The 24,572-nt window shown below is 73.9% G+C and carries 23 protein-coding genes and 1 riboswitch; of the genes, 12 read left to right on the top strand and 11 right to left on the bottom strand.

Annotated features, from left to right (window positions below):
- Nucleotides 1-7: 7 nt before the first annotated feature.
- The 5 genes from amaP to ACFVVO_RS22535 form a co-directional block, all read right to left on the bottom strand.
- Nucleotides 8-589: an alkaline shock response membrane anchor protein AmaP gene (amaP, locus tag ACFVVO_RS22555; protein ID WP_390057359.1), complete on the bottom strand. Its 582-nt coding sequence runs from the start codon at nt 587-589 to the stop codon at nt 8-10.
- Between the two features lie 5 nt (nt 590-594).
- Nucleotides 595-1,230, bottom strand: a complete 636-nt coding sequence (locus ACFVVO_RS22550; protein ID WP_390057358.1) for a DUF6286 domain-containing protein — start codon at nt 1,228-1,230, stop codon at nt 595-597.
- Complete coding sequence (locus tag ACFVVO_RS22545) at nt 1,227-1,646, bottom strand: Asp23/Gls24 family envelope stress response protein (RefSeq protein WP_390057357.1); 420 nt, start codon at nt 1,644-1,646, stop codon at nt 1,227-1,229. Before ACFVVO_RS22545 ends, ACFVVO_RS22550 begins: the two co-directional genes overlap by 4 nt.
- On the bottom strand, nt 1,643-1,837 hold the full coding sequence (locus ACFVVO_RS22540; protein WP_199210044.1) for a hypothetical protein: 195 nt from the start codon (nt 1,835-1,837) through the stop codon (nt 1,643-1,645). Before ACFVVO_RS22540 ends, ACFVVO_RS22545 begins: the two co-directional genes overlap by 4 nt.
- A gap of 63 nt (nt 1,838-1,900) precedes the next feature.
- Nucleotides 1,901-2,374, bottom strand: coding sequence for an Asp23/Gls24 family envelope stress response protein (locus ACFVVO_RS22535; protein ID WP_390057356.1), 474 nt, complete (start codon nt 2,372-2,374; stop codon nt 1,901-1,903).
- A gap of 87 nt (nt 2,375-2,461) precedes the next feature.
- On the opposite strand from ACFVVO_RS22535, the gene ACFVVO_RS22530 reads away from it, so the two are divergent.
- Complete coding sequence (locus ACFVVO_RS22530; protein WP_390057355.1) at nt 2,462-3,187, top strand: nucleopolyhedrovirus P10 family protein; 726 nt, start codon at nt 2,462-2,464, stop codon at nt 3,185-3,187.
- Between the two features lie 33 nt (nt 3,188-3,220).
- Here the strand turns inward: ACFVVO_RS22530 and ACFVVO_RS22525 are convergent, their stop codons facing one another.
- From ACFVVO_RS22525 to ACFVVO_RS22515, 3 genes are all read right to left on the bottom strand, one after another.
- Complete coding sequence (locus ACFVVO_RS22525) at nt 3,221-4,024, bottom strand: enoyl-CoA hydratase/isomerase family protein (RefSeq protein WP_390057354.1); 804 nt, start codon at nt 4,022-4,024, stop codon at nt 3,221-3,223.
- A 161-nt stretch (nt 4,025-4,185) separates the two neighbouring features.
- A complete protein-coding gene (locus ACFVVO_RS22520) occupies nt 4,186-4,407 on the bottom strand; it encodes a helix-turn-helix domain-containing protein (RefSeq protein WP_004002281.1) in 222 nt (73 codons plus the stop codon).
- Nucleotides 4,408-4,742: 335 nt separating this feature from the next.
- Nucleotides 4,743-6,341, bottom strand: a complete 1,599-nt coding sequence (locus ACFVVO_RS22515; RefSeq protein WP_390057353.1) for an ABC-F family ATP-binding cassette domain-containing protein — start codon at nt 6,339-6,341, stop codon at nt 4,743-4,745.
- A 214-nt stretch (nt 6,342-6,555) separates the two neighbouring features.
- Between ACFVVO_RS22515 and ACFVVO_RS22510 the strand changes: the two genes are divergently transcribed.
- Nucleotides 6,556-6,966 carry a VOC family protein gene (locus ACFVVO_RS22510; RefSeq protein WP_390057352.1) on the top strand — a complete coding sequence of 137 codons (411 nt, stop codon included), beginning with the start codon at nt 6,556-6,558 and terminating at the stop codon, nt 6,964-6,966.
- Between the two features lie 47 nt (nt 6,967-7,013).
- Here ACFVVO_RS22510 and ACFVVO_RS22505 read toward each other — a convergent pair whose 3' ends face one another.
- The 3 genes from ACFVVO_RS22505 to ACFVVO_RS22495 form a co-directional block, all read right to left on the bottom strand.
- Entirely contained in the window at nt 7,014-8,291 is a 1,278-nt protein-coding gene (locus ACFVVO_RS22505) for a hypothetical protein (RefSeq protein WP_390057351.1), read from the bottom strand.
- Nucleotides 8,292-8,625: 334 nt separating this feature from the next.
- On the bottom strand, nt 8,626-9,753 hold the full coding sequence (locus tag ACFVVO_RS22500; RefSeq protein WP_390057350.1) for an alpha/beta hydrolase: 1,128 nt from the start codon (nt 9,751-9,753) through the stop codon (nt 8,626-8,628).
- A 142-nt stretch (nt 9,754-9,895) separates the two neighbouring features.
- The gene (locus ACFVVO_RS22495) at nt 9,896-10,573 is read right to left on the bottom strand and encodes a class II aldolase/adducin family protein (protein ID WP_390057349.1); all 678 of its coding nucleotides are present in this window, start codon (nt 10,571-10,573) and stop codon (nt 9,896-9,898) included.
- A gap of 190 nt (nt 10,574-10,763) precedes the next feature.
- Between ACFVVO_RS22495 and ACFVVO_RS22490 the strand changes: the two genes are divergently transcribed.
- The 10 genes from ACFVVO_RS22490 (at nt 10,764) to cobI (ending at nt 24,567) form a co-directional block, all read left to right on the top strand.
- Nucleotides 10,764-11,531: a GH25 family lysozyme gene (locus ACFVVO_RS22490; RefSeq protein WP_390057348.1), complete on the top strand. Its 768-nt coding sequence runs from the start codon at nt 10,764-10,766 to the stop codon at nt 11,529-11,531.
- 143 nt (nt 11,532-11,674) lie between these two features.
- Nucleotides 11,675-12,964 (top strand): anion permease, encoded by a 1,290-nt coding sequence (locus ACFVVO_RS22485; protein WP_390057347.1) that lies wholly within the window; start codon nt 11,675-11,677, stop codon nt 12,962-12,964.
- Nucleotides 12,965-12,987: 23 nt separating this feature from the next.
- The gene (locus ACFVVO_RS22480; protein WP_390057346.1) at nt 12,988-13,215 is read left to right on the top strand and encodes a hypothetical protein; all 228 of its coding nucleotides are present in this window, start codon (nt 12,988-12,990) and stop codon (nt 13,213-13,215) included.
- A 171-nt stretch (nt 13,216-13,386) separates the two neighbouring features.
- A riboswitch (cobalamin riboswitch) is annotated at nt 13,387-13,459 on the top strand.
- A gap of 137 nt (nt 13,460-13,596) precedes the next feature.
- Entirely contained in the window at nt 13,597-14,541 is a 945-nt protein-coding gene (locus ACFVVO_RS22475; RefSeq protein WP_390057345.1) for a cobalamin biosynthesis protein, read from the top strand.
- Nucleotides 14,538-16,070, top strand: coding sequence for a cobyric acid synthase (locus ACFVVO_RS22470; RefSeq protein WP_390057344.1), 1,533 nt, complete (start codon nt 14,538-14,540; stop codon nt 16,068-16,070). The genes ACFVVO_RS22475 and ACFVVO_RS22470 overlap by 4 nt, the downstream gene beginning before the upstream one ends.
- Nucleotides 16,067-19,780 (top strand): cobaltochelatase subunit CobN, encoded by a 3,714-nt coding sequence (gene cobN, locus ACFVVO_RS22465; RefSeq protein ID WP_390057343.1) that lies wholly within the window; start codon nt 16,067-16,069, stop codon nt 19,778-19,780. Before ACFVVO_RS22470 ends, cobN begins: the two co-directional genes overlap by 4 nt.
- Nucleotides 19,777-21,858 carry a putative cobaltochelatase gene (locus tag ACFVVO_RS22460; protein WP_390057342.1) on the top strand — a complete coding sequence of 694 codons (2,082 nt, stop codon included), beginning with the start codon at nt 19,777-19,779 and terminating at the stop codon, nt 21,856-21,858. Before cobN ends, ACFVVO_RS22460 begins: the two co-directional genes overlap by 4 nt.
- Nucleotides 21,858-22,466 (top strand): cob(I)yrinic acid a,c-diamide adenosyltransferase, encoded by a 609-nt coding sequence (gene cobO, locus ACFVVO_RS22455; RefSeq protein ID WP_390057341.1) that lies wholly within the window; start codon nt 21,858-21,860, stop codon nt 22,464-22,466. Before ACFVVO_RS22460 ends, cobO begins: the two co-directional genes overlap by 1 nt.
- A complete protein-coding gene (locus ACFVVO_RS22450) occupies nt 22,466-23,839 on the top strand; it encodes a cobyrinate a,c-diamide synthase (protein WP_390057340.1) in 1,374 nt (457 codons plus the stop codon). Before cobO ends, ACFVVO_RS22450 begins: the two co-directional genes overlap by 1 nt.
- A complete protein-coding gene (gene cobI, locus ACFVVO_RS22445; RefSeq protein ID WP_390057339.1) occupies nt 23,836-24,567 on the top strand; it encodes a precorrin-2 C(20)-methyltransferase in 732 nt (243 codons plus the stop codon). The genes ACFVVO_RS22450 and cobI overlap by 4 nt, the downstream gene beginning before the upstream one ends.
- Nucleotides 24,568-24,572: the final 5 nt, after the last annotated feature.

Raw genomic sequence — 24,572 nt, 5'->3', positions numbered from 1 at the left:
CGGGCGCTCAGGAGACCCGTTCCGCGCGGTGCCTGACCGCCCGCAGCCGCACCTCCGCCGGGAGCGACGCCAGGCCCGCCGACTCGCGCGCGCGGGTCAGCGGCAGAGCGGTGAACTCGCTCAGGGCGGCGGCGGGATCCGCGGCCGGCTCCAACCGGAGCCCGGCCCGTACCGCGGGCCTGGTACGGCGGCCGGTCAGCAGGACCTCGGCGTCGGCCACGCCCTGCTGCCGGGCCGCGTCCTCGGCGAGCGCCGCCTCCAGGGCCGGTCCGCGCAGCAGGGCGCCCTCGCCGTCCCCGGTGTCGACCAGGATCTCGGCCGGGCGGCGCCGGCGCAGGATCGCGGCGAGCCACCACAGGGCGAGCAGGACGAGGACGGCCAGGCCCGCGATGACCGCCGGCCACCACCAGCCCGCGTCCCGCCACCGGGTGCGCTCGGCGGTGCTGAGCAGGACGTCGTGCGGGCCGGAGTGGAGCCAGCGGCGCGGCGCCGGGGCGCCCAGGCCCACGGCCAGCACCGAGCCGCCCACGGCCAGCAGCAGGAGCCCCACGAGACAGAGCAGTACGCGGTTCACGCGACCGGTGCGCATCGTCCTCACCCCTTCCGTCCGGGCCGCCGGACGTCCACCGACAGCGCGGGCGGCCTGCTGAGCCCGAGCCCCCGCACCGCGTCGGTGAGCACGGTGTCCAGGTCGGCCCGCACCTCGTCCAGGTCGCGGAAGTGCGCGAGCGCCCGGACGCGGGCCCGGCGGCGGCGCATCCGCACCCGTGCCTCCCGTACGCCCGAGACCTCCAGGGCCCGGTCGCGCAGCACCAGGGCGGCCGCCTCGCGGCGCAGTCCGGCGCGGACGTCGGGGTGCGGGCGTCGCATGGGCAGCAGGGCGCGCAGACCGGGCGTGACGGCGAGCACGATCAGCCACAGGCCGAGAGCGGCGGCCACGCCGGCGCCGGCCAGCACCCAGACGTCGTCCAGGGGGCGTTCGGCGAGTTGCCGGGCCAGCGCGCGGCGCCAGTGCATCGCGGGACGGTGGGCACGTACGGCGACGACGTCGTACAGCAGGACGCCCGCGCCGGCCAGCAGGAGCAGGGCGACGACGCCCGCGGGGACCCGGCGCGGCGACCAGAAGCGGCCGCTGCCCCGGTCGAGCAGAGGCGGTGGGGCGCCGGGGGTCTTGTCGAGGTCGAGGACGGGCAGTCGCCGGGTGTCCTCGGTCGGCCGGGGTTCGCTCATCGCGTCCTCCCGCGGTGCGCGCCGGGTGGCGGTGCCAGATGCAGCCGCTCGACCCGGACGGCGACCTCCAGCACCTCCATGCTCACCAACTCGCTTACCCGCTCGGTCACTTGCCGACGCACCGCGGCACAGCGGGCACCGATGTCGACGGGGTGGGCGAGTTCGACCTGGAGGCGGACGCGGGCCGTTCCCACCAGGCTCCCCCGGCCCGAGCCTGCCCGGGGGTGGGGGTGGACGACGACCACGGCGTGCGGGGCGGCGGCGTCCGCGGGCAGCGGGCCGAGCGCCTCGCGGGCGGCCCGCGAGGCGATCTTCGCCACGACCCGGTCCGCGATCCTGAGCGCGCCGCGCTCACCGGACGGCACCGGGGCCGGTAGCGGGCGCGTCGTGCCGGTCTCCGTGCTCACGGCGGTCATCCCCGCCGGTCGCGCCGGTCGCCGCGGCTCCGGAAGAGGTCACCGGGTTGCAGGTCGCCCTCCAGGTACCGGCCGGCGACGAACCCGACGGCGCCCAGCGCCGCCACCAGCAGGAAGGCCCCGAAGCCGCCGAAGTACCCGGCGAATCCCAGCGCCATCCCGGCGATCATGCCGACCATGGCCATGCTCATGCAGCGCTCCTTCAGTCCGTCGGCGGTGCGGTCCCGGGCGCGTGGCCCCGGGCGGGCGGGGCGTCACTGGATCCGGGGCGGCTCGGGTTCCTCCTCCTCTTCGTCGGGCAGCTTGACGTCGCTCACCGCGATGTTGACCTCGACGACCTCGAGTCCGGCCATCCGCTCCACGGCGGCGACCACGTTCTCCCGCACCGAGCGGGCGACGTCGGCGATGGACACGCCGTAGTCCACGACGATCTCCAGGTCGATCGCGGTCTGCACCTCGCCGACCTCGGCCTTCACTCCCCGGGTCACGGACTTCGAGCCGCCCGGCACCCGGTCGCGCACCGCGCCGAACGTCCGGGCAAGACCGCTGCCCAGGGCGTTCACCCCGACCACATCGCGGGCGGCCAGCCCGGCGATCTTCTCCACGACGCCGTCGGCGATGGTCGTCCGCCCTCGGCTCGCCGGGTCACCGCCACCGCGTCTGGTGGCCTTGCGGGTCGACATCTGTGGTTCGTTCTCACCGGCTGGGGTCGTCGTCATCTCGGTCATCGCCGTACGTCCCTTTCGGTCGTCGTTCTTCGACCACCGTAAGCGGGGTTGCGCGGTTGCGCGCCGGGGATACGGCAGGCTGGAGGAATGACGGCGGATCGGTGGACGCGGATGTCGGGACAGCACCGGCTGGCCCTGGGCAGACTGCTGCCGCTCGGCGGCCCGCGCGACGGCGCGTGGATCGCCGAGGGTGCGGTCGAGGCGGTACTGGATCGCGCGGCGAACGAGGTGCCGGGCGTGCGCCTCGGCACGCTGCGGATCACGCTCGCCGATCCGGACGACGTCCCCGAACCCGTCGTACCGCGGCCGCCGGGCGCGCTGCCCCCGGGTGCCCTGCGGGTCGCGGCGGACTTCGCTGCCCCGGCCGCGGAGCCGCTGCCGGCGACGGCGTCCCGGCTGCGGCTCGCCCTGCTGGCGGCCGCGACGGACACCCTGGGCCTCGCGGTCACGGAGGTGGACCTGCGGGTGACGGAGCTGCTGGAGGCGGCGGACGGGCAGGGCACGCCGGTGGAGCCGCCTCGGCCGCCGGCCGCCCGGGACGCCACGGACCCCGACGAGTCCCGCGCGGCGGCGGCCGCGCTGTCCGTCCCCGGGGTCGCGCGGCTGACCGGATCACTCGGCGGTCTGGGCCGGGCCGTGCACATCGAGGAGCGTGCCGGGGGCACCGCGCTGCCGCACCGGCACGTACGCGTGGAGTTGGCGACGGGCGCGGGCCACCGGGCCGTGGAGGTGGCCCGGCGGGTGCGCGAGGCGGTGCGGGACGCGCTGGACGATCACCCGACGGTGGCGGTGCTGGTCACGAGCGTGGACTGACCGTCCGGCCGGAGGGCGCGGCGCCCCGCGGGCTCACTCGCCCACGCCGGCCAGATCCCGCAGCCGCCGGGCCTGGGCGGCCCGCTCGGCGGCGCGCTGGGTGTCGTAGTCCCGTTCCGGCGCACCCCGCAGCAGGGCCTTGGTCTCCACCACCGCGTCGCGCGGGGCGGCCAGCATCGCCGCGGCCAGGTCCTGTGCCGCACCGTCGAGTTCGGCCGCGGGCACCGCGAGGTTGGCCAGCCCGGAGGCCACCGCCTCACCGGCACCGACGAACCGGCCCGTCGCGCAGATCTCCAGCGCACGGGCGTACCCGACCAGCCCGACCAGCGGATGCGTGCCGGTCAGGTCGGGAACGAGGCCGAGCGAGGTCTCGCGCATGGCGAACTGCACGTCGTCCGCCACGACCCGCAGGTCGCAGGCGAGCGCGAGCTGGAACCCGGCACCGATGGCATGCCCCTGGACGGCGGCGATGGACACGATGTCGTTGCGCCGCCACCAGGTGAACGCCTCCTGGTATTCGGCGATGGTCGCGTCGAGCCCGGCGTCGTCACGACGCGCGAGTTCGATGAAGGTCGGCTCGCCCGGGATCCCCTCCGGCATGAACATCCGGCGGTCCAGGCCGGCGGAGAAGGACTGGCCCTCACCACGCAGCACCACGACCCGGACGGAGCCCGGCAGCAGCCGGCCGGCCTCGGTGAGCGCCCGCCACATGGCGGGGCTCTGCGCGTTGCGCTTGGCCGGATTGGCCAGCGTCACCGTGGCGAGCGCGTCGTCGACGGTGAGCCGTACGCCGTCCTTGTCGAGTACAGGAGCGAGGTCCTGTTCGGGCGAAGCCATGGGGCGCCTCCGATGAGTGCGGTCATCACGCATTGCCGTACGGCATGCTAAGTGACTGCACAGTAACCACCCGGCCGTTCTGGGGTCCCCCCAGGCCCTTTTAAGGGCCGAGGGGGAAACCGACCGGGTGGCCACCATCGAAGCCGATGGGCCGCCCGGAGTCAGGACGAAGCGGCCTTCTTGCCCCGGGTCGCTCCGCCACGCCCACGGAGCGTGACACCCGACTCGCTGAGCATCCGGTGTACGAAGCCATACGAGCGGCCGGTCTCCTCGGCCAGCGCCCGGATGCTCGCACCGGAGTCGTACTTCTTCTTCAGGTCTGCCGCGAGCTTGTCGCGCGCGGCGCCGGTCACCCGGCTGCCCTTCTTCAGAGTCTCGGCCACCCGTGCCTCCTCATGGGAAGTGCGCTCTGGTCTCCTCATGATCACCCCTCCGGGGCGTGATGGCCACCCATTCGGCAAGGTCCGTGGGACATCGCCGTGACGACAGGAGCGCATCCCCACAAGCGGAATCAGCGATTCCACGATCTCGCGGACACGCGGCCGAACGGGTGGTTCCGCGAAGTGCCAGGTCAGAGACGCGAGGCGGCCGACCCCTTGGTGCAGAAGGGATCGGCCGCGAAATCGGTGTACGACACACGTCGGTACGAGGAGATCTCACACAGATGATGGGTCACGCCTCGGCCGAATGATCCATACGCCGTGGATCAGGCTTTCGATCAAGCCAGGGCGACGAGATCCGCGTAGCCGGCGCCCCACAGGTCCTCGACGCCGTCCGGCAGCAGGATGATGCGCTCCGGCTGCAGGGCCTCGACCGCGCCCTCGTCGTGGGTGACCAGGACGACCGCGCCCTTGTAGGTGCGCAGGGCGCCGAGGATCTCCTCGCGGCTGGCCGGGTCCAGGTTGTTGGTCGGCTCGTCCAGCAGCAGGACGTTGGCGGAGGAGACGACCAGCGTGGCGAGGGCCAGCCGGGTCTTCTCGCCGCCGGAGAGCACCCCGGCGGGCTTGTCGACGTCGTCGCCGGAGAACAGGAACGAGCCGAGCACCTTGCGGACCTCGACCAGGTCCATGTCGGGAGCGGCCGAGCGCATGTTCTCCAGGACCGTGCGGTCGGGGTCCAGGGTCTCGTGCTCCTGGGCGTAGTAGCCGAGCTTGAGGCCGTGGCCGGGGACGACCTCGCCGGTGTCGGGCTGCTCGACTCCGCCGAGAAGGCGCAGCAGCGTGGTCTTGCCCGCGCCGTTGAGGCCGAGGATGACGACCCGCGAGCCCTTGTCGATGGCCAGGTCGACGTCGGTGAAGATCTCCAGGGAGCCGTACGACTTGGACAGGCCCTCGGCCATCAGCGGGGTCTTGCCACAGGCCGCGGGCTCGGGGAAGCGGAGCTTGGCGACCTTGTCGGACTGGCGGACCGCCTCCAGGCCGGAGAGCAGCTTGTCGGCGCGGCGGGCCATGTTCTGCGCGGCGACCGTCTTGGTGGCCTTGGCGCGCATCTTGTCGGCCTGCGAGTGCAGTGCGGCGGCCTTCTTCTCGGCGTTGGCGCGCTCGCGCTTGCGGCGCTTCTCGTCGGCCTCGCGCTGCTGCTGGTAGAGCTTCCAGCCCATGTTGTAGACGTCGATCTGGGCGCGGTTGGCGTCCAGGTAGAACACCTTGTTGACGACCGTCTCGACCAGGTCGACGTCGTGGGAGATCACGATGAAGCCGCCGCGGTAGGTCTTCAGGTAGTCGCGCAGCCAGATGATCGAGTCGGCGTCGAGGTGGTTGGTCGGCTCGTCGAGCAGCAGGGTGTCCGCGTCGGAGAACAGGATGCGGGCCAGCTCGATGCGCCGGCGCTGACCACCGGAGAGCGTGTGGAGCGGCTGGCCGAGGACCCGGTCGGGCAGGTTGAGCGCCGCGGCGATGGTGGCGGCCTCCGCCTCGGCCGAGTAGCCGCCCTTGGTGAGGAACTCGGTCTCCTGGCGCTCGTACTGCTTCAGGGCCTTCTCGCGGGTGCCGCCCTTGCCGTTGGCGATGCGCTCCTCGTTCTCGCGCATCTTGCGGATCAGGGTGTCGAGGCCGCGCGCGGAGAGGATGCGGTCGCGGGCGAGGATGTCGAGGTCCCCGGTGCGGGGGTCCTGCGGGAGGTAGCCGACCTCGCCGGAGCGGGCGATCTGGCCGCCGGCCGGGGTGCCCTCGCCGGCCAGGCACTTGGTGAGGGTGGTCTTTCCCGCGCCGTTGCGGCCGACGAGGCCGATGCGGTCGCCCTTGGCGACACGGAAGGTGGCGTTCTCGATGAGGACGCGCGCACCGGCGCGCAGCTCGATAGCGGAAGCGGAGATCACGGACAGACTCCAGGGCGTACTGAGGATTGGCGGTGGGCGGCTGAGGACGTTCCCGCCGTCTAATGCGCGAGGAGAATGGCCATGGGCCAAGTCTAACGGGACCGTGCAAGCGGTTTTTCTGCGTCCGCGCGTTCGAGCCGGCCGGTGGGTACCGGAGGCGGCTGCGAGACTCGGGGGACGGGGGCGGTGACCGGCGCACGAGGGAGTGATCGGCATGGCGGGCATAGGCGGACGGCCGAGCGTCTTTCCGACGCTGCTGTACACGGACGCGAAAGCGGCGATCAGGCAGCTCACCGAGGCCTTCGGCTTCACCGAGCTGTCGGTGTACGAGACGGAGGACGGCACGGTGATGCACGCCGAGCTGGTCCAGGGCCAGGGCGCGGTGATGCTCGGTTCCAAGGGCCGCGGCGGTCTCTTCGACACGGCCATGCGGGGCGCGGGGCCCGCCGGGGTGTACGTCGTCGTGGACGACGTCGACTCCCACCACCAGCGGGCCGTGGCGCACGGCGCGGAGATCCTGATGCCCCCGACGGACCAGGACTACGGCTCGCGGGACTACATGGCCCGGGACGTGGAGGGCAACGTGTGGAGCTTCGGCACCTACGCGCCCGAGATCGGCGGCTGACCGGCCCGGGGCGGCCACGGGCCATCCCCGGCCGCCGGCGCACCGGATCAGCCGCCGGTGTGCACCTGGAAGGCGGCCCGGCGCACGGCCTTGGCGAGGGCCGGGTCGGGGTGGGCGGCGGCGAGGGCCACCAGGACCTGCACGGTGCGCGGGTGGCCGACGGCGCGGACCTCGTCCAGCAGCATGGGGACGGTCGGCTGCACCGCGGCCTCCAGGTGCCGTACCAGCATCGACGTCTCACCGTGGTCGGCGACGGCGGCCGCGGTGTCGACCCACAGCCAGGTGGCCTCCTCGCGGGTGAGGACCTCGTGGGCGTCCTCGGGGTCGACGCCGTCGTGCTCGGCCAGCCACAGCAGCGCGTAGGGCCGCAGGGCGGGGTCGTCCAGTACCGCGTGCACCTCGGGTTCGGCGGGGGCGCCGACGACGCGCAGCGCCTCGAAGGCGAGGCCGCGCAGCAGGGCGTCGTCGCCCCGGGCGGCGGCGAGCAGCTCGGTGACGGCGCTGCCGACGGGGCGGGCGGCGAGCCAGGCGCGGTACTCGGCGCGGGCGGCGTTGGGGCGGAGCTGGGCACAGCCGCGGAGCATGTCCTCGGCGGACTGCTCGATGTTGCCGGCGGGGCTCTGCGCGGCCACGCAGATCTGCTCCAGCTTGACCCAGACCGCCCAGCTGCCCAGCGGGGTGAGCGTGGCCTGGCCGTCGCCGTAGGTCAGGGCGCCCACGGCGGCGAGGGCCGTGAGGGCCCACTCCAGGAGCGGGGCGAGCGGGGTGTCCCCGGCGGGCGCGGATTCCGCGGGGGCGGCAGTCCTGGCGGGGGCCGGGGAGCTGGCGGCGCCGGACTCGTAGGAGACCTCGCAGCGCTCGGTGCGCAGTTCGGTGACCCGCTGCTGGAGCAGGTCGAGCAGTTGCTCGACGGGCACGGGACCGGCGGAGAGCTGGAGGAAGGAGAGCACCTGGGGCATGGCGGAGACGACCTCGGCGACGGCGGCCGGCTCGAACTCCGCGGGCTCCGGGCTGGCGAGCGACCAGGCGTCGAACAGGGCGACCCAGCCGCGCAGCACGGCGCTGTCGTCGCGGTCCCAGGCGCGCAGGCGCCAGCCGGGGCGCGCGTTGTCCCCGTGCACCTCGATGAGTCCGGCGAGCCGGGCGGTGTCCCAGTCGGCGCGGATCCGGTCGGCGTCCAGGCCGAGGCTGGCGGCGGCGCGCTCGGCGGTCGCGTCGGAGAGGGTGGCCTTGCCGTCGGCGGTGGCGGCGTCGCTGCCGGGGCCGAGGGCGGAGTCGGCCCAGCGGGCGACCCGGACCGCGCCGGCCAGGCCGGTGCGCGCCATTCTGGCCAGTTCGGCCGGGGCGGGGGTGCCCTCCGGCGGCCGGGGTGCGGGGCGGCGCGGGCGCCGCTGGTTCACAGCTCTGGGGGCGGCGGCCAGGGGTCGCGGTCGGACGAGTCGAAGCCTGGAGTCGCGCGGGATACGGGACGTCACAGGTGCAGTCTTCCGGTTGACGGTCCGAAAACCCAAACGGAATGTCACGGGGGGCTACGGGGCTGGCCAATGGACCCGGTCGGGGGGCGGGCCGGGAGGCAGAATCGGGCCAGTGGTACACCCTTTGACGGAATGGCCGGCCGCCGGGTGGTCCGGCCCCTGCCGGAGGGCGCCGCGGGGCCGGTCACATCAGCGGGGTCAGGAACCGGCGCAGCCGCTCCTCGTACTCCTCCGGGTCGGCGTTCCACATGGCCGCGTGCGGGGCCCGCGGCACGGTGTGCAGCGCGACGAGGTCGGCGCGGCGGGCGGCGAGGCGGCGGGAGTAATCCCACGGGGCCACCACGTCCTCGGGGCCGTGGATGATCAGCGTGGGCACGGCGAGCCGGTCGGGGTCGGCGGGCTCGGCACCTCGGTCGGCGTGCAGCCCGGCCCGGCCCTGCGCGGCCCGTACCGCGAGCGGCAGCAGGGCGTCGGGGGTGTGGCGGGCCCGGGCGAGGGCGCGCAGGGTGGCCTGCCAGCTGAGCACCGGGGAGTCGAGGATCAGTCCGGCGACGCGGTCGCGCAAGGCGGAGTGCTCGGCGGCGCGCAGGGCCATGGTGGCGCCGGTGGACCAGCCGAGCAGGACGACCCGGCGGGCGCCGTAGCGGACGGCGTAGCGGATCGCCGCGTCCACGTCGCGCCACTCCGTCTCGCCGAGGTGGTTCAGGCCGTCCGGGGAACGCGGGGCGCCGAGGTCACCGCGGTAGGCGAGCGCGAGGACGGGCACGCGGCGGCCGTGCAGGTACGCCATGACGTTCAGGGCGTGCTCGCGGGTGGTGCCGAGGCCGTGCACCGCGATCACCCAGGTGTCCCGGTGGCCGGGTACGAACCAGGCGGGCAGCGCGCCGAGTTCCCCGGGCACGTCGATGTCGGCGTGGTCGAGGCCGAGGGCGGCGCTCGGGTTGCCGACGTACACGTTCGGGGTGAGCCACACGGCGTCGCCGGGGGCGAAGGTGCCGTGGGTGACGCGTTCCAGGCGCCTGACGACGGTGTCGGCGGTGTGCTCGGCCGAGTCCAGCAGGGGCCCGACGACCGCGTGGGAGCCGTCGCCGGCCAGGCCGTAGGTGCCGGGGCGCAGCGAGGCCAGATCGCGGGTGAGGGCGATCCGGCCCGGCGCGGTGCCGTGCACGGTGAGCCGGGGTTCGGTGGGCAGCGGCCGGCCGGGGGGCGCCTTCAGCGCGGCGTCGCTGGCCAGCCGGCCGGCGGCGACGGATGCCGCGCCGGCGGCCAGGACGGCGCCGACGGCGGCGGCGGTCGCTCTGACGGTGCGCACGGCTCCAGTGTCGTGGGGGGCGCCGGAACCGGCCAGCCGGAGGACCGGGCCGGACGGCCGGGGCCGGCGGCCGAAGGGCAGGCGTCCGAAGGGCAGCCGGACGACAGGGGGACGGAGCGGGTGGCTGTGCGACGACAAGGGGTCACCTCCGTTGGCCGTATCCCTTCAAGCGTGCCCCGGCCTCGGCGATGTGTGCCTCCGTCAGCAGAGCGGGCGTGAGGCCCGGCACGGAGGACGCCGTCAGCCACAGCCGGCACATCCATTCCAGCTGGGCGGTGCGGTCGTAGGCCTGGTCGAGGGTGGCGCCGTGGGTGACCGTGCCGTGGTTGCGCAGCAGGCAGCCGGAGCGGCCGGCCAGCGCCGCGAGCATGTTCCCGGCCAGTTCGTCGGTGCCGTAGGCCGCGTAGGGGGCGACCCGCACGGAGCCGCCGAGGGCGGCGGTCATGTAGTGGATCGGGGGCAGCTCGGTGACGAGGGTGGAGACGGCCGTGGCGTGCACGGCGTGGGTGTGGACGACGGCGAGGGCGTCGGTGGTGCGGTAGACGGCGAGGTGCATGGGCAGCTCGCTGGTCGGCACGAGGGTGCCGAGCACCTGCCGGCCGTCGAGGTCGACGCCGGTGATGTCGGCCGGGGTGAGCCGGTCGTAGGGCACGCCCGACGGGGTGACCAGCACGAGGTCCCCCACGCGTGCGGAGACGTTGCCGGAGGTGCCGACGACCAGCCCGTCGGCCACGGTCCGGCGGGCCGTCGCGACCAGCGCCGCCCACATCCGCTCCTGCTGCTCCTGCTGCTCCTGCTCGTTCCGCCGCTGTTCAGCCATGCCGCGATCCTGCCAGCCCGCCCGGCGCGGGGCGGGCCGCCGGCGGAGTTGCGGCCGGAACCCGTGCCGCCGGACGAGTGGACACCGCACGGAACGCCCGCGAACGCACCGAATCGTTCGACAGCCAGGCATTCAATGATCATTAATGCCTGCAGCCGGACGACGCTCCACCGTCACACCAGGGGGACGCATGGCCCGTGACCGCTCGCCCTCCCGCCTCCGCCGCCGCGTGGCCGTCGTAGCGGCGGCCGCGGCGGCGCTCGCCCTCGCGGGCACCCAGTGCGCCTCCGCCGCCGGGCCGTCGGCCGCGGTGGCGGCCGGTCTGCCCCGGGGGCACGACGTGTCCTCCCACCAGAGCCACGTCGACTGGCCCGCCGCCCGGTCGGACGGCGCGCGGTTCACCTACATCAAGGCGACGGAGTCCACGACCTACCGCAACCCCTACTTCGCCCGGCAGTACGCGGGCGCGCGCCGGGCGCACCTGATCCGCGGCGCCTACCACTTCGCCCGGCCCGACCAGTCCCCCGGCGCCGCGCAGGCCGCGTACTTCGTGCGGCACGGAGGCGACTGGCGGGCGGACGGCTGGACCCTGCCGCCGGCCCTCGACATCGAATACGACCCGTACGACGGCAGGCACATCTGCTACGGGCTCGGCCACCGGCGGATGGTCGACTGGATCCGCTCCTTCAGCGACGAACTGGACCGGCTCACCGGCCGCCGCCCGGTGATCTACACGACCGCCCAGTGGTGGGCCGCCTGCACCGGCGACAGCCGCGCCTTCGCCTCCGACCACCCCCTGTGGATCGCCCGTCACGGCACGTCAGGACCTGGCCCGCTGCCCGGCGGATGGTCGTCCTGGACCTTCTGGCAGTACGGGATCGAGGGCGGTCTGCCGGGTGACCAGAATCTCTTTCACGGGCCACCGGGCCGGCTGCGGGCCTTCGCGCGCGGCCGGTAGCCAAGGGGCGCCCGGGCGCCCACCCGGAGCGGAATCCCGGAACCCCGTTACCGACACCCCCACGCCCGACCCAGTTCACCTTCCGTTCACCCAGGTTGCTTACGTTCGACCCGCCAATGACGCTCGAACGATTGCCTGGGTAAATGGAAAGCTTCTCGCTGATCCTCGCGATTGTGGTGGTAACCGCACTCGCGTTCGATTTCACGAACGGTTTCCACGACACCGCCAACGCGATGGCCACCACCATCTCGACCGGCGCGCTGAAGCCCAAGGTCGCGGTGGCCATGTCCGCCGCGCTCAACCTTGTGGGCGCTTTCCTCTCCGTGGAGGTCGCCAACACGATCTCCAAGGGTCTCGTCGATGAGAACGGCATCCGTCCCGAGGTCATCTTCGCCGCCCTGGTCGGCGCGATCCTCTGGAACCTGCTGACCTGGCTGGTGGGACTGCCCTCCAGCTCCTCCCACGCCCTGATGGGCGGCCTGATCGGCGCCACCGTCGCCTCGGCGGGCTTCGGCGCCGTCCACGGCGACGTCCTGGTCACCAAGGTGCTGCTGCCGGCGGTCGCCGCCCCGGTCGTGGCCGGCCTGGCCGCCATGCTCGCCACCCGCTTCTCCTACGGGATCGGCGGCAAGGGCGAGGGCGAGGCCACCCGCAAGGGCTACCGCGCCGGCCAGATCGCCTCCGCCGGACTGGTCTCCCTCGCCCACGGCACCAACGACGCCCAGAAGACGATGGGCATCATCACCCTGGCGCTGGTCGCGGGCGGTGCCATCGCCCCGGGCTCCAACCCTCCCACCTGGGTGATCCTCTCCGCGGGCATGGCCATCGCGCTCGGCACCTACATCGGCGGCTGGCGCATCATCCGCACCATGGGCAAGGGCCTGACCGAGCTGGAGCCGCGTCAGGGCTTCGCCGCCCAGACCAGCGCCGCCACCGCCATCCTGGCCTCCTCGCACCTGGGCTTCTCGCTGTCCACCACGCACGTCGTCTCCGGTTCGGTGATGGGCGCGGGTCTGGGCCGCAGGGGCGGCGTGGTCCGCTGGTCCACCGCTACCCGCATGGCCGTCGCCTGGGTCCTCACCCTGCCGGCCGCCGCCCTGGTCGGCGCGCTCGCCGAGTCCGTCACGGACCTGGGCGACTGGGGCACCGCCGTCGTCGCGGTCTTCCTCGTCGGTTCCAGCGCCACCATCTGGAAGCTCTCCCGCCGCGAGGTCGTCGACCACACCAACGTCAACGGCACCGATGAGACCGCGGAGCCCGCCGGTGTGGTGACCACCGCGATCGCCGCGGTGACCCCGCCGCCGACCGGCACCATCACCCTCGCCGAGGGGCCGGCCATCAGCATCCCGGCGCAGTCCAGCGGCCCGGCCCCGGTCGCCGTCGAAGTCACGGCACCGGCCGCTCCGGCCGTCCCGCCGGCCGCCACCGTCTGACCCGGTTACCGGAGGAAAGCAACATGAAGATCGACTGGGCGGCCATCGGCTCCGTGCTCGGCGTCAGCCTCGCCTTCACGGTGGGCCTGGTGGCCCTGTTCACCCTCGGCGTCAACGGCCTGTCCCGACGGGAGCGGGCGGCGGCGCAGGGCGGGTCCGCGGCGCTCGCCGTGACCGGCGCGTACGTGTGCTTCGCGGCGTGCGCGGCGGCCGTGGCCTACGGCATCTACCTGATCGTGGCCAAGCCCTGAGCTGAGCCGACTTCCGAGAGGCTCCCCGCCGGTGTGTTCCGGCAGGGAGCCTTTCCCATGCCCGGATCTCGCCGGTGTGGGGCTCAGCACACTCTCCCCCCGCAGGTCAAAGGCAAGTTGACGGCCCTTCCGGGCGCGTGGTGGACTGCCCGGGCCAACTACGGCGGCAGGAGAGGAAGCCGGTGCGAATCCGGCGCGGTCCCGCCACTGTCACCGGGGAGTGATCCCCGGGAGCCAGGAACTCTCACCGCCGGCTTCGTCGAACCAGGGCGCGGACACCCTGAGTGAGGACACATATCGCCATGCTCGGCCGCAGATCGAGGACCCGTACCAGGGCCTGTCACGAGAGTCCCGCCCCCGCGCCCACGGCCGGCTGAGCCGATGGGTGCCGATCGCGCTTACGCGTACGGCGCCGCCGCCGGCCTTCTCGGTGACCTGCTCCTCGGCGATCCGCGCCGCGGGCATCCGGTCGCCGTGTTCGGGCGGGCGGCCGCTGCCGTGGAACGCGTGCTGTGGCACGACCACCGCGGCTGGGGCGCGCTGCACACCGCCGTCTGCGCCGGCGGCGCCGTGGCCGCCGGGCTCGTCGCCCAACGGGCCGTGCGCCGCTCCCCCTTCGCCTCCGCCGCGCTGACCGGCGTGGCCACCTGGGCCGTCGTCGGGGGCACCTCACTGGCCCGCGAGGCCCGGACGATCGGGCGCGCCCTGGAGGCCGGGGACGTGGCGGCGGCCCGCGCCCGGCTGCCCCACCTGTGCGGCCGGGACCCACAGGCGCTGGACGCCGACGGGATCGCCCGGGCCGTGGTCGAGTCCGTCGCCGAGAACACCTCCGACGCCGTCGTGGGCGCGCTGGTGTGGGGTGCCGTGGGCGGGGTGCCGGGGCTGCTCGGGTTCCGGGCCGTCAACACCCTGGACGCGATGGTCGGTCACAAGTCGCCGCGCCTGCGCCGGTACGGCTGGGCCTCGGCCCGGCTCGACGACCTCGCCGGGTGGCCGGGGGCCCGGCTGACCGCCGTGCTCGCCGCGCTGGCCGGACCGGATCCGCGGGGTGCCGTACGGGCCTGGCGGGCGGACGCGGCCAAGCACCCGAGCCCCAACGCCGGGCCCGTCGAGGCGTCGTTCGCGGGCGCCCTCGGGGTGCGGCTCGGCGGGACGCTCTCCTACGCCGAGCGGGTGGAACACCGGCCCGTGCTGGGCGGCGGCACCGGGCGGCCCGTCCGGGTCACCGACATCGACCGGGCCGTACGGCTCTCCCGCCGCGTCGGCCTGCTCGCGCTCGGTGTCACCGCCGGTGCGCGCCTCCTCGCGAAGGGACGTGGCAAGTGAACGGTGGTCTCCTCGTCGCAGGCACCACCTCCGACGCCGGCAAGAGCGTCGTGACGGCCGGGATCTGCCGCTGGCTGGTGCGCCAGGGCGTGAGGGTCGCGCCGTTCAAGGCGCAGAACATGTCCCTCAACTCCTTCGTGACGCGCGAGGGCGCCGAGATCGGGCGGGCGCAGGCGATGCAGGCGCAGGCCTGCCGGGTCGAGCCGACCGCGCTGATGAACCCCGTGCTGCTCAAGCCGGGCGGCGAACAGAGCAGCCAGGTGGTGCTGCTGGGCAAACCGGTGGGCGAGATGAGCGCGCGCGGCTACCACGGCGGACGCCAACAGCGGTTGCTGGGCACGGTGCTGGACTGCCTGGCCGAGTTGCGGGGCACGTATGACGCGGTGATCTGTGAGGGGGCCGGTTCGCCCGCGGAGATCAATCTGCGGCGGACGGACATCGTCAACATGGGGATCGCGCGGGGCGCGCGGCTGCCCGTGCTCGTGGTCGGCGACATCGACCGCGGCGGCGTCTTCGCCTCCTTCTTCGGCACGGTCGCCCTGCTGTCGCCCGAGGACCAGGAACTGGTCGCCGGGTTCCTGGTGAACAAGTTCCGGGGCGACGTCTCCCTGCTGGAGCCCGGCCTCGACATGCTCCGAAACCTCACCGGGCGGCGGACGTACGGCGTGCTGCCGTTCCGGCACGGGCTCGGCATCGACGAGGAGGACGGACTGCGGGTGTCGCTGCGCGGCACCGTACGGGAGTCCACGGTGGCTCCCCCGGCCGGCGAGGACGTGCTGCGGGTCGCCGTCTGCGCGATCCCGCTCATGTCCAACTTCACGGACGTGGACGCGCTGGCCGCCGAACCAGGGGTCGTGGTGCGCTTCGTGGACCGGCCGGAGGAGCTGGCCGACGCCGACCTGGTGGTCGTCCCGGGCACCCGCGGGACCGTGCGGGCGCTTCAGTGGCTGCGGGAGCGCGGACTCGCGGACGCCCTCGTGCGCAGGGCGGCCGAACACCGGCCCGTCCTCGGCATCTGCGGCGGTTTCCAGATCCTCGGTGAGCGCATCGAGGACGAGATCGAGTCGCGCGCCGGCGAGGTCCCCGGGCTCGGCGTGCTCCCCGTGCGGGTGCGGTTCGCCCGCGAGAAGACGCTCACCCGGCCGGCCGGAGAGGCCCTGGGCGAGCAGGTCGAGGGGTACGAGATCCATCACGGGGTCGCCGAAGTCCTCGGCGGGGAAGCGTTCTTCTCCGATGGCCGAGGACACGGTCTGGACGGCTGCCGGGTGGGGCAGACCTGGGGCACCCACTGGCACGGCTCGCTGGAGTCGGACGGCTTCAGACGGGCCTTCCTGCGCGAGGTGGCGGCCGCCGCGGGACGCCGCTTCGTACCGGCCCCCGGCACCTCGTTCGCCGCGCTGCGCGAGGAGCAGCTCGACCGGCTCGGCGACCTGATCGAACAGCACGCGGACACGGACGCGCTCTGGCGGCTCATCGAGTCGGGCGCGCCGCAAGGACTGCCTTTCATTCCACCGGGAGCGCCCGCATGAGCACAGTGTTGTTGTTGTCGACCGCCGACACCGATCTGCTGGCGGCCCGGGCCTCCGGCGCCGGGTACCGGATCGGCAATCCGACCCGGGTGGACGTGGCCGGGGAACTGCCGGGGCTGATCGAGGGCGCGGACCTCGCGGTCGTACGGCTGCTGGGCGGCAAGCGGGCCTGGGAGGACGGGCTGGCCGCGCTGAGGGCGTCCGGCGTCCCGACCGTGCTGCTGGGCGGCGAGGCCGTGCCGGACGCCGAGCTGATGGCCGAGTCGTCCGTGCCGGCGGGCGTGGTGGCGGAGGCGCTGAAGTACCTCGTCGAGGGCGGCCCGGACAACCTGACCGAACTGGCCCGGTTCCTCTCCGACACGGTGCTGCTCACCGGCGAGGGCTTCGAGGAACCGCGGAAGATGCCGGAGTTCGGCGTCCACGGCTCGTACCCGGTCCGGGACGGCCGCCCGACGGTGGGCGTGCTGTTCTACCGAGCACACGAACTGAGCGGCAACACCGGCTTCGTGGACACACTGTGCGAGGCGATCGAGGCGCGGGGCGCCAACGCCCTGCCGGTGTACTGCGGTTCGCTGCGCGGCGCCGACGCCGGGCTGTACGAGCTGCTGGGCCGGGCCGACGCCCTGGTCGCCACCGTGCTGGCGGCCGGCGGTACGCACGCCTCGCATGCGTCCGCCGGTGGCGACGAGGAGTCCTGGGACGTCGGGGCGCTCGCCGATCTGAACGTGCCCGTGCTGCAGGGGCTCTGCCTCACCTCCTCGCGGGCCGCCTGGCAGGAGTCGGACGCCGCCCTCTCCCCCATGGACGCCGCGATGCAGGTGGCCATCCCGGAGTTCGACGGACGGCTCGTCACCGTGCCGTTCTCCTTCAAGGAGCAGGCCGACGAGAACGGCGCCGATGTCCCGGTGTACGTGGCCGACCCCGAGCGGGCCGCGCGGGTCGCCGGAATCGCCGTACGGCACGCCGAGTTGGGATACAAGCCGAACGCGGAGAAGCGGATCGCGCTGGTCTTCACCGCCTACCCGACCAAGCACTCCCGGGTCGGCAACGCGGTCGGCCTGGACACGCCCGCCTCGGCGGTAAGGGTGCTGGACGCGCTGCGGGACGCCGGATACCTGGCCGAGGGATACCCGGACAACGGCGACGAGCTGATCCACCGGCTGATCGCGGCCGGCGGCCACGACGTCGAGTGGCTGACGGAGGAGCAGCTGGCCGCCGCGCCCGCCCGGGTGCCGCTCGCCGACTACCGGGAGTGGTTCGACGGGCTCGACCCCGGGCTGCGGGACGCGATGCTCGAGGCGTGGGGCGAGCCGCCGGGCAGCCTGTACGTGGACGGCGACGACATCGTGCTCGCCTGCCTGCGGTTCGGGAACGTCGTCGTCATGATCCAGCCGCCGCGCGGCTTCGGGGAGAACCCGATCGCGATCTACCACGACCCCGACATGCCGCCCTCCCACCACTACCTGGCGGCCTACCGCTGGCTGGACAACAGCTTCGGCGCCGACGCGATCGTGCACATGGGCAAGCACGGCACGATGGAGTGGCTGCCGGGCAAGGGCCTGGGCCTGAGCGGCGGTTGCGCGCCGGACGCCGTGCTCGGCGAACTCCCGCTGATCTACCCGTTCATCGTGAACGACCCCGGCGAGGGTACCCAGGCCAAGCGGCGCGGGCACGCCACGGTGGTCGACCACCTGGTACCGCCGATGGCGCGCGCGGACACCTACGGCGACCTGGCCAAGCTGGAGCAGCTGCTGGACGAGTACGCGCTCGTCTCCGACCTGGACCCGGCGAAGGCACCGGCGGTGCGCGCCCAGATCTGGACGCTGGTCAAGGCCGCCGAGCTCCACCACGACCTGCATGTCGACGAGCAGCCGGACGACGACGCGTTCGACGAGTTCGTCATGCACATCGACGGCTACCTGTGCGAGATCAAGGACGTGCAGATCCGCGACGGACTGCACATCCTCGGCGGCGGTCCGGAGGCCGAGCCGCGGGTGAACCTGGTCCTCGCCGTGCTGCGCGCCTCCCAGGTGTGGGGCGGGCAGGCGAACGCGCTGCCGGGGCTGCGGGCGTCGCTGGCCCAGCACTACGGGCTGGTGGAGAAGGAGCTGCTGGCCGAGCCGGGCGCGCCGGTGAAGGTGCCGGTGGAGCTGACCGACCGGATCGAGGTCCCGCCCGTCTCCCACCACCACCCTTCCAAGGAAGGCGCTCCGCGCCCTTTCATTCCTTCCCGGACGGCGGCCGACGCGATCGACCTGCTGGAGCAGCTGTGCCGGCGGATCGCGGAGGGCATGGAGTCCCGGGCGTGGGACCGGGCGGCCGTGTCCGTCGTGCTGGGCGACGTGCTCGGCACCGAACTCGCGGACGCCGTCGCCGTGCTGGAGTTCGCCTGCGACGAGGTCGTACCGCGGCTGGCGCGGACCACCGACGAGATCGGGCACATCCTGCGGGCGCTGGACGGCGGTTACGTGCCGGCCGGCCCGTCGGGTTCGCCTACCCGCGGTCTGGTCAACGTGCTGCCGACCGGCCGTAACTTCTACTCGGTCGACCCGAAGGCGATCCCGTCCAGGCTGAGCTGGGAGGTCGGCCAGTCGCTCGCGGACTCGCTGGTCCAGCGGTATCTGCAGGACACCGGGGAGTATCCGAGGTCGGTCGGACTCACGGTGTGGGGTACCTCCGCGATGCGCACCCAGGGCGACGACATCGCCGAGATCCTGGCGCTGCTGGGCTGCCGTCCGGTCTGGGACGACGCGTCGCGCCGGGTGACGGGCTTCGAGGTGATCGGCCCGCAGGAGCTGGGCCGGCCGCGCGTCGACGTCACGGTCCGTATCTCGGGCTTCTTCCGGGACGCGTTCCCGCACGTGGTCGGGCTGATCGACGACGCGGTCCGGGCGGTGGCCGAGCTGGACGAGCCGGCCGAGGTCAACTTCGTGCGGGCGCACGTGGACGAGGACGCGGCGGAGCACGGTGACCGCCGGCGGGCGACGGCCCGTGTCTTCGGCTCCAAACCGGGCGCGTACGGCGCCGGTCTGCTGCCGCTGATCGACGCCCGCAACTGGCGCTCCGACGCCGACCTCGCCGAGGTGTACGCGGTGTGGGGCGGTTACGCGTACGGACGCGGGCTCGACGGGCGGGCGGCGCGCGGGGACATGGAGACGGCGTTCCGGCGGATCGCGGTGGCGGCGAAGAACGTCGACACCCGTGAGCACGACCTGGTCGACGCCGACGACTACTTCCAGTACCACGGCGGCATGGTCGCCATGGTGCGGCACCTGACCGGCGCCAACCCCGAGGCGTACGTGGGCGACTCCGCCGTACCGGACCAGGTGAGGACGCGCACCCTGGGCGAGGAGACGCACCGCGTCTTCCGGGCACGTGTGGTCAACCCGCGCTGGATGGCGGCGATGCGCCGGCACGGCTACAAGGGCGCCTTCGAGATGGCGGCGACCGTGGACTACCTGTTCGGCTACGACGCCACGGCGGGCGTGGTCGACGACTGGATGTACGAGAAGCTCAGCGCGGAGTACGTCTTCGACCCGGAGAACCGGGACTTCATGCGGAAGTCCAACCCGTGGGCGCTGCGCGGCATCACCGAGCGGCTGCTGGAGGCGGCGGACCGCGGACTGTGGGCGGAGCCGGACGCGGACACGCTGGAGCGGCTGCGCGCCACCTATCTGGAGCTGGAAGGCGACTTGGAGGGCGACCAGTGACAACCCCGTTCCCGTTCACGGCCGTTGTCGGCCAGGACGATCTGCGGCTCGCGCTGCTGCTGAACGCCGTGTCGCCGGCGGTAGGCGGTGTGCTGGTGCGCGGCGAGAAGGGCACCGCGAAGAGCACGGCCGTACGCGCCCTTTCCGCGCTGCTGCCGGAGGTGGCCGTCGTCCCCGGATGCCGGTTCTCCTGTGCTCCGGCGGCACCGGATCCGTCGTGCCCGGACGGACCGCACGAGGCGGGTGCCGGTGCCGAACGGCCCGCGCGGATGGTCGAGTTGCCCGTCGGTGCCTCCGAGGACCGGCTGGTCGGCGCCCTCGACATCGAGCGGGCCCTCGCCGAGGGCGTGAAGGCGTTCGAGCCGGGCCTGCTGGCCGACGCCCATCGCGGGATCCTGTACGTGGACGAGGTCAACCTCCTGCACGACCATCTCGTGGACCTGCTGCTGGACGCCGCCGCGATGGGCGCCTCCTACGTCGAGCGCGAGGGTGTCTCGGTGCGGCACGCCGCCCGGTTCCTGCTCGTCGGCACCATGAACCCCGAGGAGGGCGAGCTGCGGCCGCAGTTGCTCGACCGGTTCGGGCTGACCGTGGAGGTCGCGGCCTCGCGGGAGCCGGACCAGCGTGTGGAGGTCGTGCGGCGCCGGCTGGCGTACGACGACGATCCCGGCGCCTTCGCCGCGCGCTGGGCCGAGGAGGAGGCCGCCGTCCGGCAACGGATCGTCGCGGCACGGGAGCTGCTGCCGCGGGTGCGGCTGGGCGACGGCGCGCTGCGGCAGATCGCGGCGACCTGCGCGGCCTTCGAGGTGGACGGTATGCGCGCCGACATCGTGATGGCGCGTACGGCGACCGCGCTGGCCGCGTGGGCCGGGCGGACCGATGTGCTCGCCGAGGACGTCCGGCAGGCCGCGCTGCTCGCGCTGCCGCACCGGCGGCGGCGCAACCCGTTCGACGCTCCGGGTCTGGACGAGGACAAGCTGGACGAGACGATGGAGCAGTTCTCCGGCGAGGGTGAGGGCGACGACGACCCCGGCCCCGACGGCCCCGGAGGCGGTGGCGGGCAGCCGGCGCCGGACAGCGGTCCGCAGGGCGACGGCGGCGCGGCCGCGCCGCCCGAGGCCGGTGAGGGCGGGCAGCCGCAGCCCGCGGGCGGGCAGGAGCAGTCGGCCGTGCGGGCCGCCGAGCCGTTCCGTACGAAGGTGCTGAGCGTGCCCGGCATCGGAGAGGGCGCCACGGGCCGGCGCTCGCGGGCACGCACCGAGCACGGGCGGACCACGGGGGCCCGACGGCCCCGGGGCGCGCTGACCAAGCTGCATCTGGCGGCCACCGTGCTTGCCGCCGCCCCGCACCAGCGGGCGCGGGGGCGGTCCGGGCCGGGTCTTGTGGTGCGCCGGGACGATCTGCGGCAGGCGACCCGGGAGGGGCGTGAGGGCAACCTCGTGCTGTTCGTGGTCGACGCCTCCGGGTCGATGGCGGCGCGGCAGCGGATGAGCGCCGTGAAGGGCGCGGTGCTGTCGCTGCTCCTCGACGCCTATCAGCGGCGGGACAAGGTGGGTCTGGTGACCTTCCGGGGGTCCGCGGCGGACGTGGCGCTGCCGCCGACCTCGTCGGTGGACGCGGCGGCGGTCCGGCTGGAGTCGCTGCCGACCGGCGGCCGTACGCCGCTCGCGGCCGGGCTGCTGAAGGCGCACGAGGTACTGCGGGTGGAACGGCTGCGGGACCCGGCGCGGCGGGCGCTGGTCGTGGTGGTGACCGACGGGCGGGCCACAGCTGGAGGGGCGGCGCGAGGGGGGTCCCCCCAGGCGTTCGGCTCTGGGGGAGCCGCCGGCCGGGGTGGTGGTCCGGCGACGGGCGCAACTGAGCCGGTGGCGCTGGCGGGGCGGGCGGCGCGGCTGTTCGCGGCCGACGGCGTCGCCTCGGTGGTCGTGGACTGCGAATCGGGACCGGTGCGGCTCGGGCTCGCCGGTCAGCTCGCGGGCGAGCTGGGCGGTACGGCGGTGACGCTGGACGAGTTGCGGTCCGACTCGATCGCCGGGCTGGTCAGGGATGTGCAGGGGACTTCGAGGAGGGCCGCGTAATGCCGCAGGGGCAGCCGAGTGTCGTACCGGACGACGGACTGACGACCCGTCAGCGTCGTAACCGGCCGCTGGTCGTCGTGCACACGGGCGTCGGCAAGGGCAAGTCCACCGCCGCGTTCGGGCTGGCGCTGCGGGCCTGGAACCAGGGCTGGCCGATCGGGGTGTTCCAGTTCGTCAAGTCGGCCAAGTGGAAGGTCGGCGAGGAGAACGCGCTGCGCGTGCTCGGCGCCTCCGGCGAGGGCGGGAGCGTCGACTGGCACAAGATGGGCGAGGGCTGGTCCTGGGTGCAGCGGGACATCCAGGGTGACAACGCGACCAACGAGGAGAAGGCCCGCGAGGGCTGGGAGCAGGTCAAGCGGGACCTGGCGGCCGAGACGTACCGGCTGTACGTGCTGGACGAGTTCGCCTACCCGATGCACTGGGGCTGGGTGGACACGGACGAGGTGGTGGACGTGCTGCGCGGCCGTCCCGGCACCCAGCACGTGGTGATCACGGGGCGGAACGCGCCGGAGAAGCTGGTGGACCTCGCCGATCTGGTCACCGACATGTCCAAGGTCAAGCACCCCATGGACGTGGGACAGAAGGGCCAGAAGGGCATCGAGTGGTGATGTCGTCGGTGCCTCGGCTGGTCATCGCCGCGCCCTCGTCGGGCAGCGGCAAGACCACCGTCGCCAGCGGGCTGATGGCCGCGTTCGCCGCGCGGGGACTCGCCGTGTCCCCGCACAAGGTCGGCCCGGACTTCATCGACCCCGGGTACCACGCGCTCGCCACGGGGCGGGTGGGGCGCAACCTGGACGCGTACCTGTGCGGGCCGGAGCTGGTCGCTCCGCTGTTCCTGCACGGGGCGCGGGGGTGTGATCTCGCCGTGGTCGAGGGCGTGATGGGGCTGTACGACGGGGCCGCGGGCCAGGGTGAGCTGGCGTCCACCGCTCATGTCGCCAAGCTGCTGCGGGCGCCGGTGGTACTGGTCGTGGACGCGTCGTCGCAGTCGCGGTCGGTGGCGGCGCTGGTGCACGGGTTCGCGTCCTGGGATCCGGAGGTGCGGGTCGGGGGCGTGATCCTGAACAAGGTGGGGTCCGACCGGCACGAGGCGCTGCTGCGGGAGGCGCTGGACGCCTCCGGGGTCCCGGTGCTGGGGGTGTTGCGGCGGGTGCCGCAGGTGGAAACGCCGTCGCGGCATCTGGGGCTGGTGCCGGTCGCCGAGCGGCGGGCCGCGGCGGTGGACGCGGTCGGGGCGATGGCGGCGCAGGTCTCCGCGGGGTGCGATCTGGACGCGCTGATGGTGCTGGCGCGGAGTGCGGGTGCGTTGCCGGGCGCGGCCTGGGATCCGGTGGCCGCCTCGCCCGCCCGTCACCCGGCTCGGCCGGCCGGGGGGCGAGGGCCGGTGGTCGCCGTCGCCGGTGGTCAGGCGTTCACGTTCTCCTACGCGGAGCACGCGGAGCTGCTCGCCGCCGCCGGTGCCGAGGTCGTCACGTTCGATCCGCTCCGGGACGAGGAGCTGCCGGAGGGAAGCGCCGGGTTGGTCATCGGGGGCGGGTTTCCCGAGGTGTACGCGGCCGAGCTGTCCGCCAACGAGCCGCTGCGCAAGGCGGTCGCCGGACTCGCGCTGAGCGGTGCTCCCGTGGCCGCGGAGTGTGCCGGGCTGCTCTACCTGTGCCGGGAGCTGGACGGACGGTCCATGTGCGGGGTGCTGGACGCCGGTGCCCGCATGGGCGAACGGCTCACTCTCGGCTACCGGGACGCGGTGGCCGTCGGCGACAGTGTGCTGGCCGTCGCGGGGACGCGGACGCGCGGGCACGAGTTCCACCGCACGGTCGTCGAGCCCGGCGCCGGTGCCGCTCCCGCCTGGGGGCTCACCACCCCGGTCCGGCGGGTCGAGGGTTTCGTACAGCAGGGCGTGCACGCGAGTTATCTGCACACGCACTGGGCCGCCGGGCCCGGTGTGGCCCGTCGGTTCGTGGAGAGGTGCCGGACGTCATGAGCAGCAGGCTGGTCGGAGTCGGGGTCGGACCGGGGGACCCGGAGCTGGTGACCGTCAAGGGGGTCAACGCACTGCGCGCGGCCGAGGTCGTCGTCGTTCCCGTGATGGACACCGGTGAGCAGGGCCGGGCCGAGGCGACCGTGTTGCACTACGTGCCCGGGGAGAAGGTCGTCCGGGTGGTGTTCGCGCTCAACGAGCGGACCGACCGGGCGCGCCGGGAGGCCGCCTGGGACGTGGCGGGCGAGCGGGTCGCCGGGCTGCTGGAGCGGCACGGGTCGGTCGCCTTCGCCACCATCGGCGATCCGAACGTGTACTCGACGTTCACGTATCTCGCGCAGACGATCGCGGAGTTGGTACCGGGTGTCGTGGTGGAGACCGTGCCCGGGATCACCGCCATGCAGGATCTGGCGGCGCGGTCGGGCGCGGTGCTGACGGAGGGGACCGAGCCGTTGACGCTGGTGCCGGTGACGGCGGGCGCGGCGGCGCTCAAGGAGGCGCTGGCGGGGCCGGGCACCGTCGTGGCCTACAAGTTCGGGCGGCAGGCCACCGAGGTGGCCGAGGCGCTGCGGGAGACCGGGCGGATCGGGGACGCCGTGTGGGGTTCGGCGCTCGGGCTGCCGGAGGAGTCGGTGCGGCCGGCCGCCGAGCTGGACGGGGCGCCGTTGCCGTATCTCTCCACGCTGATCGCTCCGCCCCGGCGGGACGGCGGGCGGGGCGGGAAGCTGTGACGCGG

Origin of the sequence: Streptomyces sp. NPDC058145 (genome assembly GCF_042884245.1) — a bacterium.
GTDB lineage: Bacteria > Actinomycetota > Actinomycetes > Streptomycetales > Streptomycetaceae > Streptomyces.
This window is presented reverse-complemented; position numbering and strand designations above follow the sequence as displayed.

Coding starts and splice junctions, on each gene's coding strand:
- amaP (WP_390057359.1), bottom strand. CDS start 589: ATGCGCACCGGTCGCGTGAACCGCGTACTGCTCTGTCTCGTGGGGCTC.
- ACFVVO_RS22550 (WP_390057358.1), bottom strand. CDS start 1,230: ATGAGCGAACCCCGGCCGACCGAGGACACCCGGCGACTGCCCGTCCTC.
- ACFVVO_RS22545 (WP_390057357.1), bottom strand. CDS start 1,646: ATGACCGCCGTGAGCACGGAGACCGGCACGACGCGCCCGCTACCGGCC.
- ACFVVO_RS22540 (WP_199210044.1), bottom strand. CDS start 1,837: ATGAGCATGGCCATGGTCGGCATGATCGCCGGGATGGCGCTGGGATTC.
- ACFVVO_RS22535 (WP_390057356.1), bottom strand. CDS start 2,374: ATGACCGAGATGACGACGACCCCAGCCGGTGAGAACGAACCACAGATG.
- ACFVVO_RS22530 (WP_390057355.1), top strand. CDS start 2,462: ATGACGGCGGATCGGTGGACGCGGATGTCGGGACAGCACCGGCTGGCC.
- ACFVVO_RS22525 (WP_390057354.1), bottom strand. CDS start 4,024: ATGGCTTCGCCCGAACAGGACCTCGCTCCTGTACTCGACAAGGACGGC.
- ACFVVO_RS22510 (WP_390057352.1), top strand. CDS start 6,556: ATGGCGGGCATAGGCGGACGGCCGAGCGTCTTTCCGACGCTGCTGTAC.
- ACFVVO_RS22505 (WP_390057351.1), bottom strand. CDS start 8,291: ATGGCGCGCACCGGCCTGGCCGGCGCGGTCCGGGTCGCCCGCTGGGCC.
- ACFVVO_RS22495 (WP_390057349.1), bottom strand. CDS start 10,573: ATGGCTGAACAGCGGCGGAACGAGCAGGAGCAGCAGGAGCAGCAGGAG.
- ACFVVO_RS22490 (WP_390057348.1), top strand. CDS start 10,764: ATGGCCCGTGACCGCTCGCCCTCCCGCCTCCGCCGCCGCGTGGCCGTC.
- ACFVVO_RS22485 (WP_390057347.1), top strand. CDS start 11,675: ATGGAAAGCTTCTCGCTGATCCTCGCGATTGTGGTGGTAACCGCACTC.
- ACFVVO_RS22480 (WP_390057346.1), top strand. CDS start 12,988: ATGAAGATCGACTGGGCGGCCATCGGCTCCGTGCTCGGCGTCAGCCTC.
- ACFVVO_RS22475 (WP_390057345.1), top strand. CDS start 13,597: ATGGGTGCCGATCGCGCTTACGCGTACGGCGCCGCCGCCGGCCTTCTC.
- cobN (WP_390057343.1), top strand. CDS start 16,067: ATGAGCACAGTGTTGTTGTTGTCGACCGCCGACACCGATCTGCTGGCG.
- cobO (WP_390057341.1), top strand. CDS start 21,858: ATGCCGCAGGGGCAGCCGAGTGTCGTACCGGACGACGGACTGACGACC.
- ACFVVO_RS22450 (WP_390057340.1), top strand. CDS start 22,466: ATGTCGTCGGTGCCTCGGCTGGTCATCGCCGCGCCCTCGTCGGGCAGC.
- cobI (WP_390057339.1), top strand. CDS start 23,836: ATGAGCAGCAGGCTGGTCGGAGTCGGGGTCGGACCGGGGGACCCGGAG.